The 19,018-nt window shown below is 44.0% G+C and carries 29 protein-coding genes and 1 pseudogene; 1 reads left to right on the top strand and 29 read right to left on the bottom strand.

From position 1 onward, the window contains the following. Positions 1–15 precede the first annotated feature (15 nt). From L696_RS0124590 to L696_RS0124740, 26 genes are all read right to left on the bottom strand, one after another. The gene (locus L696_RS0124590; protein ID WP_025685991.1) at positions 16–642 is read right to left on the bottom strand and encodes a stalk domain-containing protein; all 627 of its coding nucleotides are present in this window, start codon (positions 640–642) and stop codon (positions 16–18) included. 66 nt (positions 643–708) lie between these two features. Then, positions 709–1,461 carry a hypothetical protein gene (locus tag L696_RS0124595; protein WP_025685992.1) on the bottom strand — a complete coding sequence of 251 codons (753 nt, stop codon included), beginning with the start codon at positions 1,459–1,461 and terminating at the stop codon, positions 709–711. Then, positions 1,454–2,845 (bottom strand): hypothetical protein, encoded by a 1,392-nt coding sequence (locus tag L696_RS0124600; protein ID WP_025685993.1) that lies wholly within the window; start codon positions 2,843–2,845, stop codon positions 1,454–1,456. The genes L696_RS0124595 and L696_RS0124600 overlap by 8 nt, the downstream gene beginning before the upstream one ends. Before the next feature lie 4 nt (positions 2,846–2,849). Then, positions 2,850–3,038, bottom strand: coding sequence for a hypothetical protein (locus L696_RS0124605; protein WP_025685994.1), 189 nt, complete (start codon positions 3,036–3,038; stop codon positions 2,850–2,852). A gap of 12 nt (positions 3,039–3,050) precedes the next feature. Continuing rightward, positions 3,051–4,301 (bottom strand): glycosyl hydrolase family 28-related protein, encoded by a 1,251-nt coding sequence (locus L696_RS0124610; protein ID WP_025685995.1) that lies wholly within the window; start codon positions 4,299–4,301, stop codon positions 3,051–3,053. Further along, positions 4,298–4,882 carry a phage adaptor protein gene (locus L696_RS0124615; RefSeq protein ID WP_155985468.1) on the bottom strand — a complete coding sequence of 195 codons (585 nt, stop codon included), beginning with the start codon at positions 4,880–4,882 and terminating at the stop codon, positions 4,298–4,300. Before L696_RS0124615 ends, L696_RS0124610 begins: the two co-directional genes overlap by 4 nt. A 44-nt stretch (positions 4,883–4,926) precedes the next feature. Next, the gene (locus tag L696_RS0124620; RefSeq protein WP_025685997.1) at positions 4,927–5,256 is read right to left on the bottom strand and encodes a hypothetical protein; all 330 of its coding nucleotides are present in this window, start codon (positions 5,254–5,256) and stop codon (positions 4,927–4,929) included. Between the two features lie 44 nt (positions 5,257–5,300). Then, entirely contained in the window at positions 5,301–6,275 is a 975-nt protein-coding gene (locus tag L696_RS0124625) for a N4-gp56 family major capsid protein (protein WP_025685998.1), read from the bottom strand. Between the two features lie 14 nt (positions 6,276–6,289). Further along, complete coding sequence (locus L696_RS0124630; RefSeq protein ID WP_025685999.1) at positions 6,290–7,084, bottom strand: hypothetical protein; 795 nt, start codon at positions 7,082–7,084, stop codon at positions 6,290–6,292. Positions 7,085–7,176: 92 nt separating this feature from the next. Continuing rightward, positions 7,177–8,931 carry a portal protein gene (locus L696_RS0124635; RefSeq protein ID WP_025686000.1) on the bottom strand — a complete coding sequence of 585 codons (1,755 nt, stop codon included), beginning with the start codon at positions 8,929–8,931 and terminating at the stop codon, positions 7,177–7,179. Positions 8,932–8,933: 2 nt separating this feature from the next. Then, complete coding sequence (locus L696_RS0124640) at positions 8,934–9,134, bottom strand: hypothetical protein (protein WP_025686001.1); 201 nt, start codon at positions 9,132–9,134, stop codon at positions 8,934–8,936. Then, on the bottom strand, positions 9,127–9,405 hold the full coding sequence (locus L696_RS0124645) for a hypothetical protein (RefSeq protein WP_025686002.1): 279 nt from the start codon (positions 9,403–9,405) through the stop codon (positions 9,127–9,129). The genes L696_RS0124640 and L696_RS0124645 overlap by 8 nt, the downstream gene beginning before the upstream one ends. Then, complete coding sequence (locus L696_RS0124650) at positions 9,399–10,880, bottom strand: PBSX family phage terminase large subunit (RefSeq protein WP_049827517.1); 1,482 nt, start codon at positions 10,878–10,880, stop codon at positions 9,399–9,401. Before L696_RS0124650 ends, L696_RS0124645 begins: the two co-directional genes overlap by 7 nt. Beyond that, positions 10,867–11,304: a hypothetical protein gene (locus L696_RS0124655; protein ID WP_025686004.1), complete on the bottom strand. Its 438-nt coding sequence runs from the start codon at positions 11,302–11,304 to the stop codon at positions 10,867–10,869. Before L696_RS0124655 ends, L696_RS0124650 begins: the two co-directional genes overlap by 14 nt. Before the next feature lie 94 nt (positions 11,305–11,398). Then, entirely contained in the window at positions 11,399–11,587 is a 189-nt protein-coding gene (locus L696_RS0124660) for a hypothetical protein (RefSeq protein WP_025686005.1), read from the bottom strand. Further along, the gene (locus L696_RS29925) at positions 11,565–11,738 is read right to left on the bottom strand and encodes a hypothetical protein (RefSeq protein WP_162472204.1); all 174 of its coding nucleotides are present in this window, start codon (positions 11,736–11,738) and stop codon (positions 11,565–11,567) included. The genes L696_RS0124660 and L696_RS29925 overlap by 23 nt, the downstream gene beginning before the upstream one ends. 297 nt (positions 11,739–12,035) lie before the next feature. Next, positions 12,036–12,473, bottom strand: coding sequence for a sigma factor-like helix-turn-helix DNA-binding protein (locus L696_RS0124670; RefSeq protein ID WP_025686006.1), 438 nt, complete (start codon positions 12,471–12,473; stop codon positions 12,036–12,038). A gap of 278 nt (positions 12,474–12,751) precedes the next feature. Further along, the gene (locus L696_RS0124680; protein WP_025686008.1) at positions 12,752–13,744 is read right to left on the bottom strand and encodes a coiled-coil domain-containing protein; all 993 of its coding nucleotides are present in this window, start codon (positions 13,742–13,744) and stop codon (positions 12,752–12,754) included. A gap of 385 nt (positions 13,745–14,129) precedes the next feature. Next, complete coding sequence (locus L696_RS0124690) at positions 14,130–14,426, bottom strand: hypothetical protein (RefSeq protein ID WP_025686010.1); 297 nt, start codon at positions 14,424–14,426, stop codon at positions 14,130–14,132. A gap of 103 nt (positions 14,427–14,529) precedes the next feature. Next, positions 14,530–14,733: a hypothetical protein gene (locus L696_RS0124700; protein WP_025686011.1), complete on the bottom strand. Its 204-nt coding sequence runs from the start codon at positions 14,731–14,733 to the stop codon at positions 14,530–14,532. Then, positions 14,730–15,140, bottom strand: coding sequence for a YopX family protein (locus L696_RS0124705; RefSeq protein WP_025686012.1), 411 nt, complete (start codon positions 15,138–15,140; stop codon positions 14,730–14,732). Before L696_RS0124705 ends, L696_RS0124700 begins: the two co-directional genes overlap by 4 nt. 32 nt (positions 15,141–15,172) lie before the next feature. Further along, a complete protein-coding gene (locus tag L696_RS0124710; RefSeq protein WP_025686013.1) occupies positions 15,173–15,361 on the bottom strand; it encodes a hypothetical protein in 189 nt (62 codons plus the stop codon). A 162-nt stretch (positions 15,362–15,523) separates the two neighbouring features. Then, on the bottom strand, positions 15,524–15,889 hold the full coding sequence (locus L696_RS0124720) for a BC1872 family protein (protein ID WP_025686014.1): 366 nt from the start codon (positions 15,887–15,889) through the stop codon (positions 15,524–15,526). Positions 15,890–16,056: 167 nt separating this feature from the next. Next, on the bottom strand, positions 16,057–16,875 hold the full coding sequence (locus L696_RS0124730) for a DnaA ATPase domain-containing protein (protein ID WP_081750792.1): 819 nt from the start codon (positions 16,873–16,875) through the stop codon (positions 16,057–16,059). Further along, positions 16,769–17,617 (bottom strand): replication protein, encoded by an 849-nt coding sequence (locus L696_RS0124735; protein WP_025686016.1) that lies wholly within the window; start codon positions 17,615–17,617, stop codon positions 16,769–16,771. The genes L696_RS0124730 and L696_RS0124735 overlap by 107 nt, the downstream gene beginning before the upstream one ends. An 11-nt stretch (positions 17,618–17,628) precedes the next feature. Then, complete coding sequence (locus tag L696_RS0124740; protein ID WP_025686017.1) at positions 17,629–17,811, bottom strand: hypothetical protein; 183 nt, start codon at positions 17,809–17,811, stop codon at positions 17,629–17,631. Between the two features lie 135 nt (positions 17,812–17,946). Between L696_RS0124740 and L696_RS0124745 the strand changes: the two genes are divergently transcribed. Then, entirely contained in the window at positions 17,947–18,159 is a 213-nt protein-coding gene (locus tag L696_RS0124745; protein WP_025686018.1) for a helix-turn-helix domain-containing protein, read from the top strand. Here the strand turns inward: L696_RS0124745 and L696_RS30705 are convergent. The 3 genes and pseudogenes from L696_RS30705 to L696_RS31045 form a co-directional block, all read right to left on the bottom strand. After that, positions 18,156–18,323 (bottom strand): hypothetical protein, encoded by a 168-nt coding sequence (locus L696_RS30705; protein ID WP_155985469.1) that lies wholly within the window; start codon positions 18,321–18,323, stop codon positions 18,156–18,158. The genes L696_RS0124745 and L696_RS30705 overlap by 4 nt on opposite strands. Next, on the bottom strand, positions 18,286–18,552 hold the full coding sequence (locus L696_RS0124755; RefSeq protein WP_025686019.1) for a DUF3310 domain-containing protein: 267 nt from the start codon (positions 18,550–18,552) through the stop codon (positions 18,286–18,288). Before L696_RS0124755 ends, L696_RS30705 begins: the two co-directional genes overlap by 38 nt. 118 nt (positions 18,553–18,670) lie before the next feature. After that, positions 18,671–19,018: pseudogene (locus L696_RS31045) on the bottom strand (hypothetical protein); the annotation flags it as partial.

Genomic DNA, 19,018 nt, shown 5'->3' on the forward strand with positions numbered 1-19,018 from the left:
GAGAGTCCTTAGTGATTATTTATTTGAATCCGTAAGCCGGGTTTCTAGCTTAGCGATATCTTTATCGTACTTGGTAATTTTTTCTTTGTACTCAGCGATTTTTTTGCTATTTTCTTCTATCATCTCTTGTGCACGAGCTAAAGATTTTTTTCTATTTTCCTGAGTGATCGGGTCATTGCTTGCTGGCAAATTCGATAATTCATCTATTCTTTTGTTGTATTTTACTTGACTATCTTCTGCGTCACGCAACAGCCCTTCCCAAAAGGATTTATCGCTCTTTGTCGAGGTTATCATGGCTTCTATATTTTGAGTATAGATCTGGATACTTTCGGATTCCTGTTGAGAAGTATTTTTTGATTCCACAGAAGATTCTTTACTAGATTGAGTATCTATTTGAATTGTTTTTCCATCCACTTTAACACCAGCTCCTAGTGAGTCGGACACTGCACGTAAAGGAACATGCGCTTTGCCATCTACAACAATAGCATTTTCAGTCAGCGAATTACCGTTAACCTTCACGTTGTACTCTCCTGCTACCGTCTGTCCGACCATAGATTTAATCTGATCTGCAAATGCATTACCAGCCGTAGCGACAACCGCACCAATTAACACTCCACTGAGTATATAAGACCATTTTTTCACGTTTGTATCCCCCGAATAGTAGATTTGCCCTAATTCTACCATTCATAAAAGGGAGAGTAAACTAAATTATTCAGGTGCACTTGCAGGAATAAATACCGTGGCAACAGTTCTTGTTTTGCTATACAGTTTTAAATTTCGTGTACTATTATCAAAGTTGGCGTTTGTTATCATGTTGTTTTCAATATTGCCTCTAATTTCTGCGAGTTGTTGTGTCAGGTCTTGTACGTGTTCTATTTTCAAACCACTTATTCCAAAAACATTTTCAAAGCTGATCGGCCCCTCAAAATAAGTCTTATCATCCGTACTCTTTATATGGACACTGCCCATATTACCTACATGAAAGCCCTCTGCATCTCCGAAAATCATGCCACGTGGTGACCCATTATCCATAAACAGCAGCGAACCACCATCGTCGGCCTGACCTAACGACATAGATTCTCCACCTTGCGGACCGTACGCCTTGAATCCCTCTGGAGACATTTCCACTTTAGGAAACTCATCACGGCTTGTTGCGATATATGAGCCGTATATCTCTACTGAATCAATTACCCCGGCTGTTATCGCTCCAAGGTCAGCAGCAATGGCAGAAAGCTTTTGGACATTCATTTTCGCTGCTGTAATAGTACCTGTAACAAGGATATCCCCATCAATCTCGTTTACGTTTCGCGTATCTAAGTTATTGAGAATATACATTAATTCCTCAGTCTGCATAACAGATGCATTGTGCAATTGTTTAACCAGCGAGCGCAGCTGGTCAACACCGCTTTGGCTTATATCCCCTAAGCTAGGGTTAACGGATGGCAACTCGACATTAGCCATTACGTTTTGATACCTCCCGTATGATGCGATGTATCTTCGCTTTCCCAGTACCGGACAACTTTAATCTGTACCATGTTTCAGGTGTACGAACAATGACCGGGATACGAATACTTTGAATGGCTCCGGTTCCGTTGCTGGTGGTATACACCTGATTCCACGTACCGCCTTCTGTGCCTCCAGCATAGGCGACATTGAGTGTAGATCCGGGTTCTATGTCTGCCACAACAAACAGACGGTTAATGGTCTTCCTGACTGTCTCGTCGTTCTCGCTGAATGGTTTAGTTTCAATAGACCAGTTAATAGGAGATCCGTTAAACGTATTGCTGCCCATTTGCATGACTTTTCCGTCCGCTGTCCCAAAAAACATAGTTTGTCCATCCCAAAAGTAAGATGTAGCCACATAGCTCACAGGCCACCAACGTCTGCCTTGTAAATCGTACTTCAACGTGACGTTAGGCAAGGTTGCGGCACCCGTTACAAGAGATAGGTATATAAACCTTCCATCTGTACCAGCGCAACAATGCCTAGCATTAACCATATTGATTTGACTAATATAGTTTTTGATCGGATCACTGATTTTAGTGGGGGCAGCACCGCCTAAGTAGTCATAGAATCCATCCGGCCCTAACCAGTACAACGAGTCCCGGGTTCGAACGATTGTGCGATTAGAAATACAACCAACCGCATAGGGCTGCGTCATATTGAAGTTGGTGGAATCCTCGCCGAATAATTTATGCATTGTATACTTTTTGAACAAAATAACGTGGTTTGAAAAGGCAGTGAGGCCTGTTGGTTTCTCGCCATCCTGCGTTTCGACGGTTATTTTACCTGTACCGACATACTTATCAGTGGATGACCAATCTAACGCATCTCTGAGTCCAGAATAAGACAATAGGTTGTCGTTTCTATTTGCCAAATAAAATCGGTTTGCATGCGTTGTAAGAAAGGAACTGTTTTCCGGGGCCCCCGAGACGGTGGTAGTGGTTGATCCATCATATTGTCTCATCTGCATAGTGCCATTGATAAAGTAAAATTTGGTGCCATCGAAGAATAAAGCCGCATCCCAAAGTCGGGAGTTGTCCACGTCGGTATATTCGTATACAGGCACCCAATTAAGCCCGTCATGTCGATATATACCTTTTCCATTCCCACAGTACCTTACCCCTTGGATATTCAAAAGAAAGCTTATATAGCCTGTGTGCGTCGTTACAAGGCTATGTCCATCAGTGACTTGAAGGGTTGGATATAAAAAAGAATCCATATTGAGGGACGATGTCGCTTGTCCGTCCTTAATCTCAATGGATTCTACAGATTGGTTAATACCTTCCGCCAGTGTCATGACGGCTGTTTTTGTTTTTTGCGGTGCTGAAGGCCAGAAATCCATAGGATCATTCCCCCTTTGTTTCACCATCGGCAGTCGGCATATATGGATGGCCGGAATAATCTTGAGGAGTTAATCGTAAAACCTCCTCTGCCAGTGAAGCTTCTTCATGCTGCAATAATAGTAATTGTGTTTGGAGTAACCTTTGTCTTTCACGGTTCAATTCAAGTCTTAATTCAGCATTCTCCAATTCCATAACTTCACTCTCCTATAAGGCGTGATCTGCCCCGTTTGTGTCGATATATCCGAAACGATTACCACCTCGATAAAATTCAATATAGCCGTTGGTCGAATTATATCGCATATAAATACTTCCAGTGCCTTCAAACGATATTTTTTGATTAGCACCCAGACGTATTGCTTCGCCAGTAATTGTGGCCGCTGAAAGGTCTAATCCTATTACAAAACTGCCCGGGAAACTTAAACCTCTCGTGCTAGTTCCGTCAAGTTCGAATACTGTGTTCATTGTTCCGAATGTGTATATACCTTTGCTGAAACGCCCCTTACTGGTGTCGCCGTTTTGGGGACCAATACGCAATCCGATTGATGCTATTCCAGTTGAACCGGAATCTGTGCCTTTGCCTGCCACAACATCAATCCCAACTCTAGAACCTGTATCAGCACCGTTACAAAAAATATCAATTTCCAGTCCTACGAGTGCGCCAGCTGTGTTTGTATTTGTGGTGTCTCTGGCCTCGAAAACACCTGCAAATGTCGGACCGGTGGACATTTTACTAGCCTTACCATAGACCGAGGTGTTTTCTCCGGCTGTTGCCGAGTTATACATCGCGCTTAAGATACCCCATTCGTAAGATGTTACATCTTTACCTACGGTACTATAAGCTGTTAAAGCTGTGTTGGTATACCCTGGCGTCCCCCCCGTAAAATTAGCCACTCTTCGGATGACCATAGTCGGGTCAGGGGTTGCAACGTAATTGTTAATATTTATATTCCCGGAAGAATTGTCATTGATAATTACGTGTTGCTTATTAACTAGTAAGTTTTCCGTATATAACGTTTTAGCTGGTATAACTACTATACCGCCGCCCAAAGAATACGCAGCATCAATAGCGGCCTGAATACTTGTGGTGTTATCAGTCACACCATCAGACACCGCTCCATAATCCCTTACATTTATAAATACGGAATCCTCGGGTCCATATCCAACTTGATTAATTCGCTTATTGTAGCCTCCGACGAACTTGGCATTATCCCCAAAATAGTTTATGGCACCGTCATTGTTAATATAGGTAACAACATAATCACCGTGCGGAAAATATATAGCAGTTCTGCCTTCTGAGTTAGCGAGATTGACAAGCGCTTGTAACTGATTAGTCACATCTGTGCCATCGGGATAAATTCCATAGGCAGTCACAATATAAAAAGCTTCACCAAATCCGCGTTTTATCAACTCAGCATTCCGATATTGACTAGCTATCAATTGACTGGCTTGGCTCATTGCAACACCCCCATAATATCTTCAATAATAGGGTAATCCGGGGTCTCGTCGTTAACCTTATTGAATTCTTGTAGATATCCGTTATATTTAGACGTGAAATTGTTAACCATCGCCACATCGTTAAAACTTTCTGCTATATGCACTAAGGACCCATATATTAAGAGTGAGTGAAAGTCTTTGTCCAAATCCGGGAAAGCGTTTAATTCTGTAGACTTTAACTGCTTAGGTTCTCGATTATAAAAAATAACGAGCCCGCCTTCACTGTCCTCTTCCGGGGTAGGATACACACCAAGTTCGTCGAGTTCAGTAAAATAGTAAAAAGGTGCGTTCGATTCTTTCTTGATGTCCTGGTATAGATATTCCTGATCATTAACCAGTACATCTATTACATTGGATCTGGCACAAGGCAACTGATAGGCGAAAACACCCTCAATGATATCGTATCCAGTCATCACGGTTTCCCTGAATGTTGTTCTAAACAGTTCGTTTTGGACCATGTTTATCTTACGGATTACACTATCATTGGACAGGCTATGTGGGTATTTCTCTGCAATTTCATCCAGTATTTCTTGTATTTTCACATCCTCACCCCTCACATAAACAAAAAGCCCCCTGCGGGGCCTTATTACATACCTTTTATTTCCGTTTTGGTGCTATTCTCGATGCGTTGGTTAACCTCTCGGGTCATTTCGTAGCTGTATTGATAGATTTCTGCAATGGCTTCAGGTACTTCAACGGACTTACCACGAGGCACCGTGTACACTACGCCATTAAATCCGATAGGAACCACCTTATCATTCGGGTTAGCTGGATCATCAGGGATCATAATTTTAACTTTTGGCATTGCCTTAAGTTGTTCCAGCACACTTTTTTCAGCTTCAGCAGCTTGACGTTCCAAGGCCTTCTCTTCCATCTGCATTTGTTCGGGTGTTTTTTCAGTGTCTTTCGTTGCCATGTTGTTTCCTCCTCAAATTAAAAGGAGCCCGAAGGCTCCGTGTATTAAACTGTTGCGCCAGATTCGTACCGTACGATAGCCAGTTCTTGCAGTCGTACAGCAGCAAAAGCACATTTCCAAGCTACAGTATTGAACTGATTCAACGGGTCAGCTACGCCGCCGCTACCAGCGGGATGAACAATGATTTCAGGTTTCATACTGCCCTCGATGTCTGGCAGGCCATAAGCGCCGCGACCAAGGAAGATAGTTGCGTATGCGTCATTGGCAGCAGGAGCACCAGCAGAACCAGAGGCGTATTTAACGCCGTTGTCCACTTCCATGAAGTAGATGCCGTACATTTTGCCCAGCATACCTTCTTCGCGGTTTTTGGTGTCTACATAGGTATTCTGATCCTTCCACTCCTGCATCTGCATAATATCCAGCGCCACGTCAGGGTGAACCAGAGCGACATAGCCAGTACCTCCATTCGGCAATCGGATAGGCTTAACCTTATTTCGTTTCATGGTACGACGAACTTTCAAGATATCTAATGCAGTGATCTTATCCGCTGGCAACAACGTACTACGTGATGCTTTACCATTTGCGTAGAATACGTTTGTACCAGCTGCTACCACGTCACGGACGATGATATCAATGGATTCACCTGCATTCTCGCCCATCAGACCTGATGTTTCTTGCAGTAGTGGATCAAGTCCGGTCATATCAATGAAATCAGAGATCTTAGTCCATGAACCGTACTCTTGAATAGTTGCAGTGATCTTCACAATGTCGAGGTTAACGCCATCAGGAGTTACCCCCTCGGTCAATGCTGTAGTGTTAACAGCCAAAGAGTTAAGACGGCGGAAGCTTGTTGTAGCACCCTTACGCTTAGGAATGTTCTTATTTTTATCTCCGAATTTTGTCCATTGTAGTTCTGGGATTAAACGTTCGAGCAATTCGTCTTGGTAAAACTCTGCTTGTTCTGCTGTAAGGGCATTTACCCCAACTGTTGCGTTATAACCTTGTACTTGTGTTGCCATGTCTGGTCATCTCCTTAGATTACGCGTCCACGCCTGCTGTCCCTAAATGCTTTACGCTCAGCTTGGGTCATACCGAGGTATCCGCCCTTCTGATCTGGCGCATCAGCACCGAGTGAGCCTGTGGAACTGTCCGCGTTTTGTTGTAGTTTTCGTATTGCCTCTTGCTCCGCTTGGGTTTTCGCCGTGTTCACTCGCTCGTCATATGTATGGAGCTTATAAGCGACATCCAACGGATACCCATTAGTAGCGGCAAGATTAATAACATCGTTTTTGTACTTACCAAAGTCAGGGTATTGAGTTGCATCATTTTCCATTGCGGCAATCTGAGCCTCCACCTGACGTAATGCGTCGGCTTCTCGAAGCTCATTGAGTTGTCGTTCATACTCGCTCACCTTCTGGTTAAGAGGTTGCAAGTGGTTGCGTATAACTTCCTCGTCTACACCCAACTGCTCGGCCTCTTGCTGTATGCGTTTTTCCATCTCGGCCTGTTCCAGCGCGGCCATGTAATCATCGTGGTTATCGAAACCGTAATATTTAGCTGTTCGATCAAGCATTTGTTGGTACTTTTCAGCCTCTTTAGCCTTAGTTCCATATTCCTGCTCAAGTTTGGCTCTAATCTGTTCTTCACGAGCCTTCAAAGCATTAGCAAACCCTTTTTCATCGTTCTGAGCGGCGACCTCAGACTCTTCAACGCCCGTATTTGCATCTACTTGCTCGGATTGTAGTGATTCTTGACCTGTTTCTTGCTGCATCTCGGCGGCAGATGCTTCTTCAACGCCCGTATCTTGCACTTCCAATTGATCTTCCACGCTAATTCCTCCTTGTTATGCGGCGACCATAACGATTCAACGCCCGATTTTGTATATAGAAAGGGCCTCCGCAGTCTCAGCAGAAGCCCGTATTACATGCCTATTGGCATTGGTTGTTGCATTGGTGCCGCTTGCGGTGCTTGTCCCATCATTTGTTCTGGTGCTGGCTGCTGTGGAGCAACCACATTAAGCAGCGTCATAACCTGTTGCTCTGGAGTAAGCGTGTCAAACTGCGCTCTTTCCTCCGGTGACATTTGCTCGACAATCTGTTCCATCATGCCGATAATGCCTTTCTTCTCGTCCATTTCCTTCATGAGACGGTCCCGATAAGGTACCGTATTTTTAGGCATATACTTCAAATACTGCTCGTATGTGATGTGACCAGCACCCAGCGCGTTCTCAAGGCCAGATACAACGAGTGACTCGGAATAGGTAGATGATGGACCCACGTCGATTTTAAGGGTAAAGCCCACATCTTGATACTGAGACCCGTTGAACATAGTGGCGTAATCGTCGCCTTCATCGTCTTTTAGCAAGACCTGACGCGGTAGATTGTACTTGACCTTCCAGAAGTCTTCCCACACCCTACCGATATCCTCTATAGCCCTGTAAAAGCGACGTTTGATAGACTCGATAGGGATTGCAGCAGCCTTTTGTAGCAGCATAATAGCCGTAGCGTTAAGGTCTGCGCTGGGTGCTGATCCAGTCGCTGCCTCGTCCGCTCCGGTCATTTGCCGAGTGAAAGCCATAATGGATTCAACCAAGTTGGCGGCATTAGCACTGATTGGACCCGGATTAAGGTAACTCACTCCACCATTGCCAGGAGGAGAATTGTCCTCTATCATCTCACCCGGTGCGTTAGTCACTTTACTTGGGTTGATAGCTCCTGACTTGTACACCAGCTTAGGCCAGCCTGTAAGCTGCACAGACAGTATCTGCATAGCTACCAATGTATTGATAGCCTTCTGGTTAGGGATAAGCCCTTCTGTGTCTCCTATGCCGTGTATGGACTTCTTACGTCTATCCCACTGCATCACCACGATAGGGTAAAGGGATAACCCTGTGGAAGTTGGCTTCTTAATGGTTACACCAGAGACAACCTTGCAGAACATGACCTGTCCTTTTTCTCGCCAATAACGAGTTAATACAGTCACCTTATTGCTGTCATTTAACTCCACTCTGGCCATGTCATACCCTTGATCCTGAGTTTCCTTGTCAGGCTTGATCTGCTTTGCCATAAGGTCAGTAACACCGTTGGCTTTGGCGTATTCTCTGACACTTTCAACCATTTCACGACTGTTAATGAGGATGTATGGTTGCTTCTGTACATTTCTCTGTTGCGGATTGCCGAAGAACACATTGATTGGATCAAGGACCTCACCTTCCATTTCTCCAATGTAGGGATACTTATTTCCACCCTTAATGCTGTTGTCCCAGTAGTAATGCCAGATAGTCGTACCAGTATTGGCTGCTATGTCCAGCGCTTCCTCGTTAAGCTCATCCTGCTTGATACGCTCCCATGTAGCCTCGCTGTTACGGCTGAACAGTTCTCCTGGATCGTCTTCCTGCTCCGGTTGCTGGTCGTCAACTTCTTCGAGAGAGAAGATCATTTTAATTTGCTCACTCATGACGTTTGCAACCTTGTGCGTCTCAATCATCTTAATGACGTTGAATACCGGACGTGGTAGATGTTTAGTCCGCTGTGTAGCAGCAGGCCATTGGTCAGACGCTTTGAACCTCTCATACTCAGGCCATTTATCAAGAAAGCCCATCCTACGGAAATAGGACAGGCCATCTTTATATTGCTTCTCCAGTTCTCCAGCCAACTTATCAACCGTCTGCTGCATGCTTATTCACCTTCTTTCTTCGCAGGGCCATGTAGATACTCTTGCATCAGGCTAATCATGCCCTGTTGCTGTGCTTCTGTCAGCGGTACAGGCGGTTTGACCTCACCTATCAACTCACGTAGTTTGGCGTTAATGAGCTGCTTTGTTTCTTCTTCCAAGTCAGGTAGCTTGAGTAGGTCGCCTAGTTTGATAGCTTCATCCATTTGATGGCACCTCCTGCTTTAGGCATACCATTAAACTCTGGTCTAACGGGTCTGCAAGGCTATATGGGGACGGCATAAACACCCACTCTAGTTTTATTTTTGATATATCTATACCTTGTTTTCCCAAAGATTCTTTTGAGTTCTCAAAAATTAGTTCTTTGCATTCTTCAAATTCTACATCATCCAACGTTTGTACCCTGGCCCACGCTAAAAATTCTTTATCATATTTTTCATGAACCCACTTTTTAAATTCTTCCGGCCACTCTACCATCCTAAGTAGTCACCTCCTGCATTCATTTCATCGTCTGATCGGAACGGGAATGGCGTTGGTTTTTCCTCTACCATTCTTTCGAACGCTTTATCGTCCTGTTGCCCACGGCTGTAGTAAGCAATAGCCAGCGCCATAACCAAGTCATCGTGTGCGCCTTCCTGCGCCACTGGCTTACCCTTCTCATTACGGACAAAGGTTAGCATCTCATTGAGTGTGTCCAAGTCGTTAATGAGGTGTACTGACTCACGTACAACACGTACCAGTTCAGCAATGGCAGAAGGCCGGGTGAGTTTGTCAGTGCGGAATCCATACGCTTTAGTTATCGATCCAGTAAACGTGTCCTCGCGCTCTCTGACATACTGATTACGATAGTCCAAGCGAGTCAACACCTTGACAGGATGGCTGCTGAAGTTAGTTTCAATACTCATTAGCGCGTTGTTGTAATGTTTACCAAGACAATACATCTGCTCAGCATACAAATCCTCGTCAAACTGGTTCTTGTACCGTGCTGCTTGATTACCAGTCACATTGTTGATTATCTGACCCGTAAAGTTATCCGATCCATCTCCAGCCGTATCACCACCAACTACATAAGGAATGTGAGAACGCGGACGTTCAAAGATATTTATATATCCACTGTCATCCTCAATCCACTTGATAGTGCTGTCGATGATCTTATCCGCTACATCTTTCTGATAAATAAAATACCCACGTTGTACCACGGGATCATGGACACGAAGGTATGATATACGCTCACTGACTTTCTGAGCGTTGAATATTGTTTTACCAAGCACTCCCCATTCACCAAGCGCATACACCTGATAAAAATATGGGTCAGTCTCTTTAAATGCCTCCAACACCTTAATAGCCTCGTCATCCAGAAACTTATTGTTCTTGTATGTGCTATGGATCGTTGTGGCGTTCGGCTTCGGGTTATCGAAGAATTCCCTCTTAAGCCAGTGATTAATGTCAATCGGGTTAAACGTGATCATCATTTGCTTGTAGTTGACTGTACGTCCACGTAGCCGTATATCAAGTTGCCTAAAGTCCTCGGGTGAGCACTCACTAGCTTCTTCCATCCATACGCTCGTAACACCAGAAATGGACTTAAGCTTCTCAACGTCATCCAGACCAGCAAACAATATTTCATTGCCATTGATACAACTGATATGAAGTTCTGAGCTGGTCCCCTTCGGAATCTTAAACAGCCTTTCCAATCCCCATCGGTATATAGCGTTCTTAAGCTCCATAAACACCGACTCACGCAATGTTTTGGCTACCTTACGCAATACAAGGATACGATGCTTTTGTTCAGTCAGCAGCCGCAGGATGATCTTCTGAGCCGTAAACACCGACTTACCCGAACCGCCGCCGCCCATCAATACCAAGTATCTATCCTTGTTGCCGTAGAGTGGATAGAACGTGTCGTTCGTCAGGTTCGGCAACTCGGTTAAATCGATGTTAATCGTCGGCATCGACACCAAACCCTTTCGGCAGCGCTACTTTTATGTTCAGGTCCCCATCCAAACCTATTTCTTGTTTATCTCTCCAGGACTTCGGTTTGCGGTTCTTTAACCAAAAGATAAGTGCCGTTGTGTTAGGATGAGCGTATTTCGTCAAGCTATATACACCGTCTTTGCCTACACCATCCTCTACATATTCGTAACCGAGAGCAGCTTTCAGCAAAGCATTCTCAACCATAACATCAATGACTTCCTTACCGTTTTTTAAGGCTTCTACCAATTCGGGATATTCTTTCTTATAAGATATGAATGCATCCTTGCCAACATCAAGATTCTTGCATATATCAGCCTCAGTTAATCCGTCCCTTGCCCAAGCCTCAATTAGCAGGAGTTTAGGTTGTACGTGTGATTCGTATTTACTCGGTCGTCCTGCCATCCTTACCACCTCCGATCTATTAAGACACACAGCGGAATCGAACCGCTATAATCCTGTATGTGTCATATCAAAATAAAAAAGAGCAGCATAGTCGCTACTCTTCCGGTTTATATTCAATTAGCCATACACCATGCTCAAATTTCGCCTTCAACCTTCCGTCTTCGCACATACGCTGGACTGTCCGAATGTTTTTGCCTGTTCTTTCAGCGTATCCTTTTACGGTTGTTACACAGTCCAGCGGTGTTAGTTTTTTCTCATTGTTACCACCGATTTGCTTCAACATCTTCTTTGATCCAAGCTATGGTGTCACGGTCATCATGCCGATTAACAATTTTCATGGCATTTTTCCGCGCTTCCTTTTCGTCCTTACCAGACACAGTCTCGCAATAATCTCTCTGGTTGTAAGAATTAAATTTTACGGTCCATGCTTTCATAACCATATCCCCTTTCACCTCATCCAGTCTATCTGGCTTGTTGGTGTCGTATGTACGACTTGTTGATATAAATATAACTCATTGTCGCACATACGTCAATAGGGTTTAGAAATAAATTTTTACACAAAAAGAGCAACGGTTACCCGTTACCCTCTCTGTACAGATATCATTTGAAGAAACAGCGTGGACAGCGACTGCGCATTTAGCTACCGTTGCCCATCGCATATTTCCTATACTATTATTATATCCGCTCCCGTGCGGGTTTTGTGGGAATAATATGCTGGATTTATGCGGGTTTTATGCGGGATATTGAAAGTGTCCGTCCCTATCGTACATGTGGTCGCAGTTTTCAATATGTTCAAATTCTTCGTCCAACGGGCTCAAGGCGTTTATCAGCTGTTTTAATGCTGATGTATGCCAAGAGGTTACCGTACCACGATCCCGATGCAGTTCATGTGCTATTTGCTTGATAGACTTCTTATTTTGATCCAGATATTTTCGAGTGATTACAGTTCGTTCGTTATCGGATAATACTTCATCGACTGCGCCTTTGATCATTTTAACAATCAACGAGTATCGTCTATAATCCCAATCGCCCGCCCTCATTAGCCTGTGATTTTTCATGTTTATTGGCATCAATGGTCCTGATGAACTGGCACCTGAATCCATATTCCTCACAGCGAATTCATATGACCTGTAGTTTGTAAGCATTTTAATGACTTTTTCCTTGTCCATCAATATCCCTCCTTTAGCTCTACTAATGGCACAAAAGCAACCTCTCTGTACCCATCATGCAGTTTGTATTCTTCGTATAAGTGAAATGATGGCTTTGTCCAACGTCCGATACTCCAACCTTGTCTATAAAAATCGAAGTAGACCAGCAATGAACCTGTCGCCTCTTCGTCCTTTAAGTCAATCATCACCGCGTATGGATGTTCTATTCCTGGATGATTAAGCCTATAATGCTGCATCACGCTTTTATCTCGCTCAAGCATGTGAGGAAAAGGCAGCCGTTAGGCCACCTCTCCTTTACCAAATACCATTGCTTCTAACGCCGCGACTCTTTCCTCAATTGTCTTTCCTGCCACTTGCTGACCAGCGTCCCCTTTAACCAGTCTGTCTGCATCCTCTTGCGTTTGAAACTGCGTAGGCAGTTCTACGACGTCTGCCTCTTCCACACCGCCAGATTGTGCCAGATCCTCATTAGCACGTTTTTGTTCTTCGGCTGCTCTTCGAAACTGATCCGCTTCTTCAGCGGTCACCTCCCGATATTTACCTTTGTCTAACCAACCAAAAGTAATTTCTTCGGCTGTTTCTGCCAACTTAGCTTTAAACAATGATCCCTTATTGTCTACTTGCTCCACATCGTAAATGGCTGGCAATGCATCTTTATACGCCCTAACTGCTTCTGCCAGTGCAGCAGATGTATTACTACTTATCACCTTTGTTGCAGCAGATGCACCAATAGCAGCCTCCGCGCGTAGGTCATCAATATGACTGTTCAAACGTGCAATTTCTTGCGCTGCCGCATCCCGTTTCTGTCCAAGATCCGTAATTTCTTCTTGCGCTGCTTGCAATTCCTTTTTAAGTCCATCCGTTTTTTCATACAGATCGTCATATTGCTTTTGCAGATCATCTCGCTCTTTCTTTAGCGATCCTGCATCTTCCTGTGTACGTTTGAGTTCCTCAAGGTATTTTGTATCACGATCAGACATCATTTCTTGCACTGCAATTCTAAGGACTTGGTAAGCACCCTCATTACTGCAAAGCTGACGCATTTTCATGCCATCTACCTCAAGCCCGTCCAGTATATAAGCAATTTCAGCATGCGCTTCTTCTTCTCGCTGGCTATATTCAGCTAGTCGGGCATCCTGCTCAATATCTTGTTCCAAATCTGTAATATGTTGAGTAAGCACTGCCACCTTATTTTGGTCAGCTGCTGCAAGTTTTTGCTGTTCCGTCCGTAATTCATACCGCAAATTTTCTAGCTGTTGTTGTTTGTCCACCTATACACACCTCGTTATCCGATTATTTTCATCTCTATACTATGATTATACCATATATAGTGCCGTTATAGTACATTTTTCGCACTATTACACAACATTTCGTATGTGGATGTCACTTGACTATCTCAAATATTTACGTATGGCGATCATCACAATTGCGTAAATCAATAACGCCGCTATTAAGTCCATCGTTAGGCTCCTATTTGTTTATCCGGTGGTTTACCTATGAATCTATGGACATCCGTTTTAAACCACGTAGCAGGCTCGTATAGACCTTTTAACTTTTGCCCTAGTATTCGGTTGTCTATCACCTTTATCACGCCTATACGAGTCCCAGAATCGTCCATAAGGGTATATCCGTCTTTGTGGTTGATCCAACATGCTATCATGCTGCACCTCCATGCTCTGACTTTTTGGTCTTGTCCAGTTCGTGAACTACCCTCGTTTTAGGTATACCAAGCTTTTTAGCGATTTGAGAGCGTGGTACGCCTGCATTTGCTTGATGCCTAATATATTCGCTTATCTCAGGGTCTAACGGCTCGTATAGGCTTGCTATGAGTCTGTCAGGCTCAACACATGGTGCATCATATCCAATCATGCGCGGTGCCCGTGGCCCTCTCTTTTTCTTTACCTGCTTCTGTTCCCTAATTTCTCCGCCTGTACGATAATATTTTTTAATCATGCTGCCTCATCCTCCTGTGCTTTCTCCCACTCTAACTCTGCTCTAGCTATACGTAGGGAGCCTTCAAGATCCTTATCTAAGTAGTCGTAGTCGTCTATTGGATTCATGGGGTATCCTCTCCCTTTGCTAGTCTCCGCAGGAATAGTGCATTCCTCAACATGTCACCACTTTCCAGTTCATCTGCTATCGTCTGGAAGTGTCGAGATGATTCTCTTTCAGCTACCCTGTCACTATGCTCCCAATTTTGCTCAAGTCTACGTAGGTGATCTATCAAATATTTTCTTTCAATCTCCCAGTCCTCTTTCATGGGGTATCCTCCAGTAGTGATGGGTTTTCATAGATGTTGCCAATGATTGAGCAATGTCGAGTTACCTCAAACCCTGTCCATCCTCCGTTACCTGCATTTGCCTTGTACAAACTGAGGGGCACTTTCTTAAACCTCGCTTGGTTTGAGTCATAACAGATGATTGCGACTTCATTTTGCTTAAGTGCGTAATCTGGTGGAATAACATCTCCCTCGTATATCTCTTTACCGTTACGGTCTTGTAGCCCGGTATATTGCATGAGCACTTTTTCGTCGTCCGAGAAGCCGCGTACATATTGCCCATCAAGTGGATTGAATGCCGCCACCTTGCCGTCTGGATCAATAGTCACCTCATAGTCCATTTCCTTTGCGAACACGTCCCACGCTCTGAATTTGATGGGTCTACTCATTTGTATCCTCTCCTTGCCCTTTAGGGGCTGAATTATATATCAGACCATATACCGTAAATAGACACCGTATCGCCAAGAACACAAACACCACCTATCGGTTCACAATCAACCTCCCCATGTCTTTCACGGGCAACTTCCACCTTTATGTCGCCACCATATATATCACGTTCTTTAATCAATACTTCAATCAAGTCGTTCAGGGTTCTCACTCTGTCATTCATTCCTCTATCCCCTCCATCACTGATATTCTCCATGAGTGTCCAAACCACACCGAACACAATAGCCTGCTTGCTCTATTTCATTGCTCCCGTAACCTGTGCTGACTGTATATGTCTCCCACTTATGACCCCTGTATCTACAGATCAGACGTTTGATCCATTGGATCATTCCTCTATCTCCTTTCCTTGGGTAGCTATTAGAGCTGCTAAACAGATACGTTCTGGTGTCATATGCCATATCAGATCGGGCCACGCGATTACATGCCCTTCTCCAAATACCGTCAATTGCTGTAGTTCAATTAAATATCTTCTACGTTTAGAGAATATCTGTTTCTTCATGTGCTCTATCACTTCCCATGCTGCACCCATGCCCGTCGAATAATCTTTTGGATAATGGTCGAAGCCTTCCGAACTTATCCATCCATAATTTATAGGGCTTTTCTTTTTGCCCATCACTTTAACAGCGACCCATATATTCCGTTCCTGTGGATTCATCCAATTCCATTTAGCTATCACTTCATCACGATTCATAACCGATCACTCTCGCATTCTTCGCAATCTTCTGCGTTACTTTCTTCCATCCGAGCATTTAACTTTTCCAGTACCTTATCAGGGAGCTTCCCGCAGGCACATCCCATCTTTCGTCCTGTAGATTTCTCTATCAGTGTGTAATGACCCATCTGTATCTTCTTCCCTTCTTATTGGAGTCCGTCACGCAATCGGTAATTCAGTTCTATTCCGCCTTTTAGCACCACTAAGTATTCGCGGCACATCTCGTTAATTCGGCTGCCTATACCCTCGTCAATCTCGCATAAGCCAGCTATTGTTTTTTCAGAGCTGATAAGGATTGGCTTACGTTCAAGGTAGCGATAATTGATGATGGCGAACATTTGCTCAATTACAAAATCCGTGGGCTCCTCCCGGCCCTTAAACAAATCGTCTATATAAAGCACGTCTGCCTGCTGCATTTTGTGTATGCGTTGCTCCAGCGTGTCCAGATTGGCTTTAATCTCGTTGAAACCCTCGACAAAAGGGAAATATAGTACCTGTGTCCCTTTGGCTAAGAGATTATTAGATATCGCCATAAGCAAATGCGTTTTACCGCACCCAGGACGTCCAAGGAGGGCGATACTGCTGTTGGGTACTCCTTGGTAGTCCAAATCCCTAACGCAGTTGTACGCCGCGTTGTAGGCTTCCACAACCGGATGCGGTCTGCCATCCTGTACAAAGTTGCCGAAAGTCTTCTTCTGAAACTCCGGTGTGATCCGGCTGGACTTCATCATCCGTTCTGCCACCCTTTCCTTTTTGCACTCGCAATCTCGCCAGTCGTCCCGGTAATCAAATGGGCCGTCTCCGGTTTTAACACGTACCAAGAACCCTTCTTCATCTTTGCATTTTTGGCAACGGTATTTATCCTTGGGTTCCGGTTCGGTTTTGGAGGTCAAGGTAAGCAAACTCGCTCTCTTTTTGATGTCCTCCAGATTGAACTCTTTCACCGCGGACTTTATGCTCTGCATATTGATTCCCCCCTGCTCTCATTTCTCTTGATTGCTGACGCGAATGTATCCCTTCCTTCATCCAGCGTTCACTAATTGATTTAAGGAACTTGACGTTCACTTTCCCGTTATCAGCAGACTCAGAAGCCTCTAACAACAGTTCTTTGCAAAATGACTCGTCGTAACCTTTTTGTCTGACCTCTTTGAAAAACTGTCTAAAGAGTTCTGGCATGACAAAGGTTCCACAGACTTTGGTGTATACATCGCCTAGAGCCATTTTTTCCGACTCATGTGTAGTAGTAGATATTTCTTTAAGATTTTCTTTAAAAGACTTTCTTTCTTGGTACCCTAATCCGGGTACTCCCCCCGTACTCTGATTAGGGTACTCCCCATACTCTGATTCGGGTACAGTACTCTTTTTAGGGTGTACTCTATTTAGGGTACTGTCATCTATTTGCCACTCACTGAAATTTTTATTGAATCCAATCTCTCGGCTGGTTGTGTAAGTTCCTTCGGCGTAAACCTTTATCACCTTCATTTCAATGAGCTTGTCTAACTCACGTTTTACTTGAGCTTTTTTTGTATCCGTCGCCTCAGCTATGAACGAGAGTGACATACCATGACTTTTCCTTTGAAACCCATAGGTGTTCCTTAAGATAGATATGATGATTCCATATTGAGTACCGTTGAATTTCCGTTTTGCTATTTCCTCAAGTATTTCATTAGTTATCCGTGTAAACGGTGCATCCAAATGACTGGACATGTAATCACCACCTACATCGCTTGTTTGTCTTGATTACCTGAGTGACACGACCATTTTTTCATGTACTCATTAACTGCCTTATCCAAAAATTGCTGCATCGGTATTCCGTGCTCTACGCAGAATAATTTCAACCTTTTGTGTTCCTGCGGATCGAGACGGTAGGGAATATTTTTTGTCTTGGTGTATTCTGCCATTATCATTCACTCCTTCAAGTCTCATTGACGTCATTATAACACGTTATCGTTTATTTTGTAACGTTATCGTTATATTTTAGTTTATACCGTTTACTTATCGCCTACTATACGTATGATAGGAATAGGTGATAAGTGATGATTAAAAGTAATTTGCCAATGCTTATGGCGGGTAAAAAAATTAGAAGTATAAACAAATTAGCTAAGGAAACTGGCGTGAGTGCCCCGGCTTTGGGTCGCCTATACGATGGGACTAACATCCGTATTGACTATTCAACTATTGAAGCACTCTGCGCCTATTTTGAAATCGGTATTGGTGATCTATTGGAGTACGTACCAGACGAGGACTAAGCCCCTCTTTGCTCTAACCGATCCATCTTTTGCTTGATGCGGTCTATCTGCCATTCGTAGTGCATGACATCTCCGTAATTGTTGTATTTTTCAGCCTCGTCCCGTTTCTCAATCGCGTGGGCGAGGTCAATCTTCAGTAGTGTGTAATCGTTTTTTGCTGCCATCTTCACTTTCCTCCAAGTCTTGTATGAGCCGTTCAATGTATTCAACCGTCTTTCGCAGGTCCTCTACTCCATTCTTCCGCTTCCATCGCCACAAGTATTTAATGCATGCACCTGTGATATAAGCTTCTAAGCCACTCAGTCCCTTTGTAGCGGTCTTTATAGCAGCAAGGCACTCTACTTCACCTTCGACTCCTACATCGTAGTGAGAAGGACGTATAGCGTCACTCATAACCCACTCTCCCTATTCAATGTGTTGTGCTCTATCTGCTCTATAAGGAAATACCGATCTATACTTACAACTCCTATAAACAACAGTACAGCAGCTAATATAGTGGTATAGGCTCTTATCATGGGGTGTTCTCCTGAGGAGTCCTAGTTGCCTTGTGAAGCAATCTCAGTCCCTCTATAGACTTCTTTAGTCTGGCTATCTCTGCATCCTTTTGTTGTATAAGGGATTGTGCTGCGACAAAATCATTGTACAAACCTCTGGAAACCTCCGCCCAGTTAAGTTCACCTACCTGTATATCTGGCTGCTGTGGTGGGTCTGGATCAAAATACGATTGGCTAATAAGAGAATCTACCATCGCATGCATGTGTTCTTTTCCCTTTTCGTATGAATTTGTTGAATTGGTTTCATAAGCGCCGCTCATCCATGCTAACAGCTTATCTGCATCTATTAAGCGTGGTTTATCTGT

It is taken from the genome of Paenibacillus maysiensis (genome assembly GCF_000520815.1).
Taxonomy (GTDB): domain Bacteria; phylum Bacillota; class Bacilli; order Paenibacillales; family Paenibacillaceae; genus Paenibacillus; species Paenibacillus maysiensis.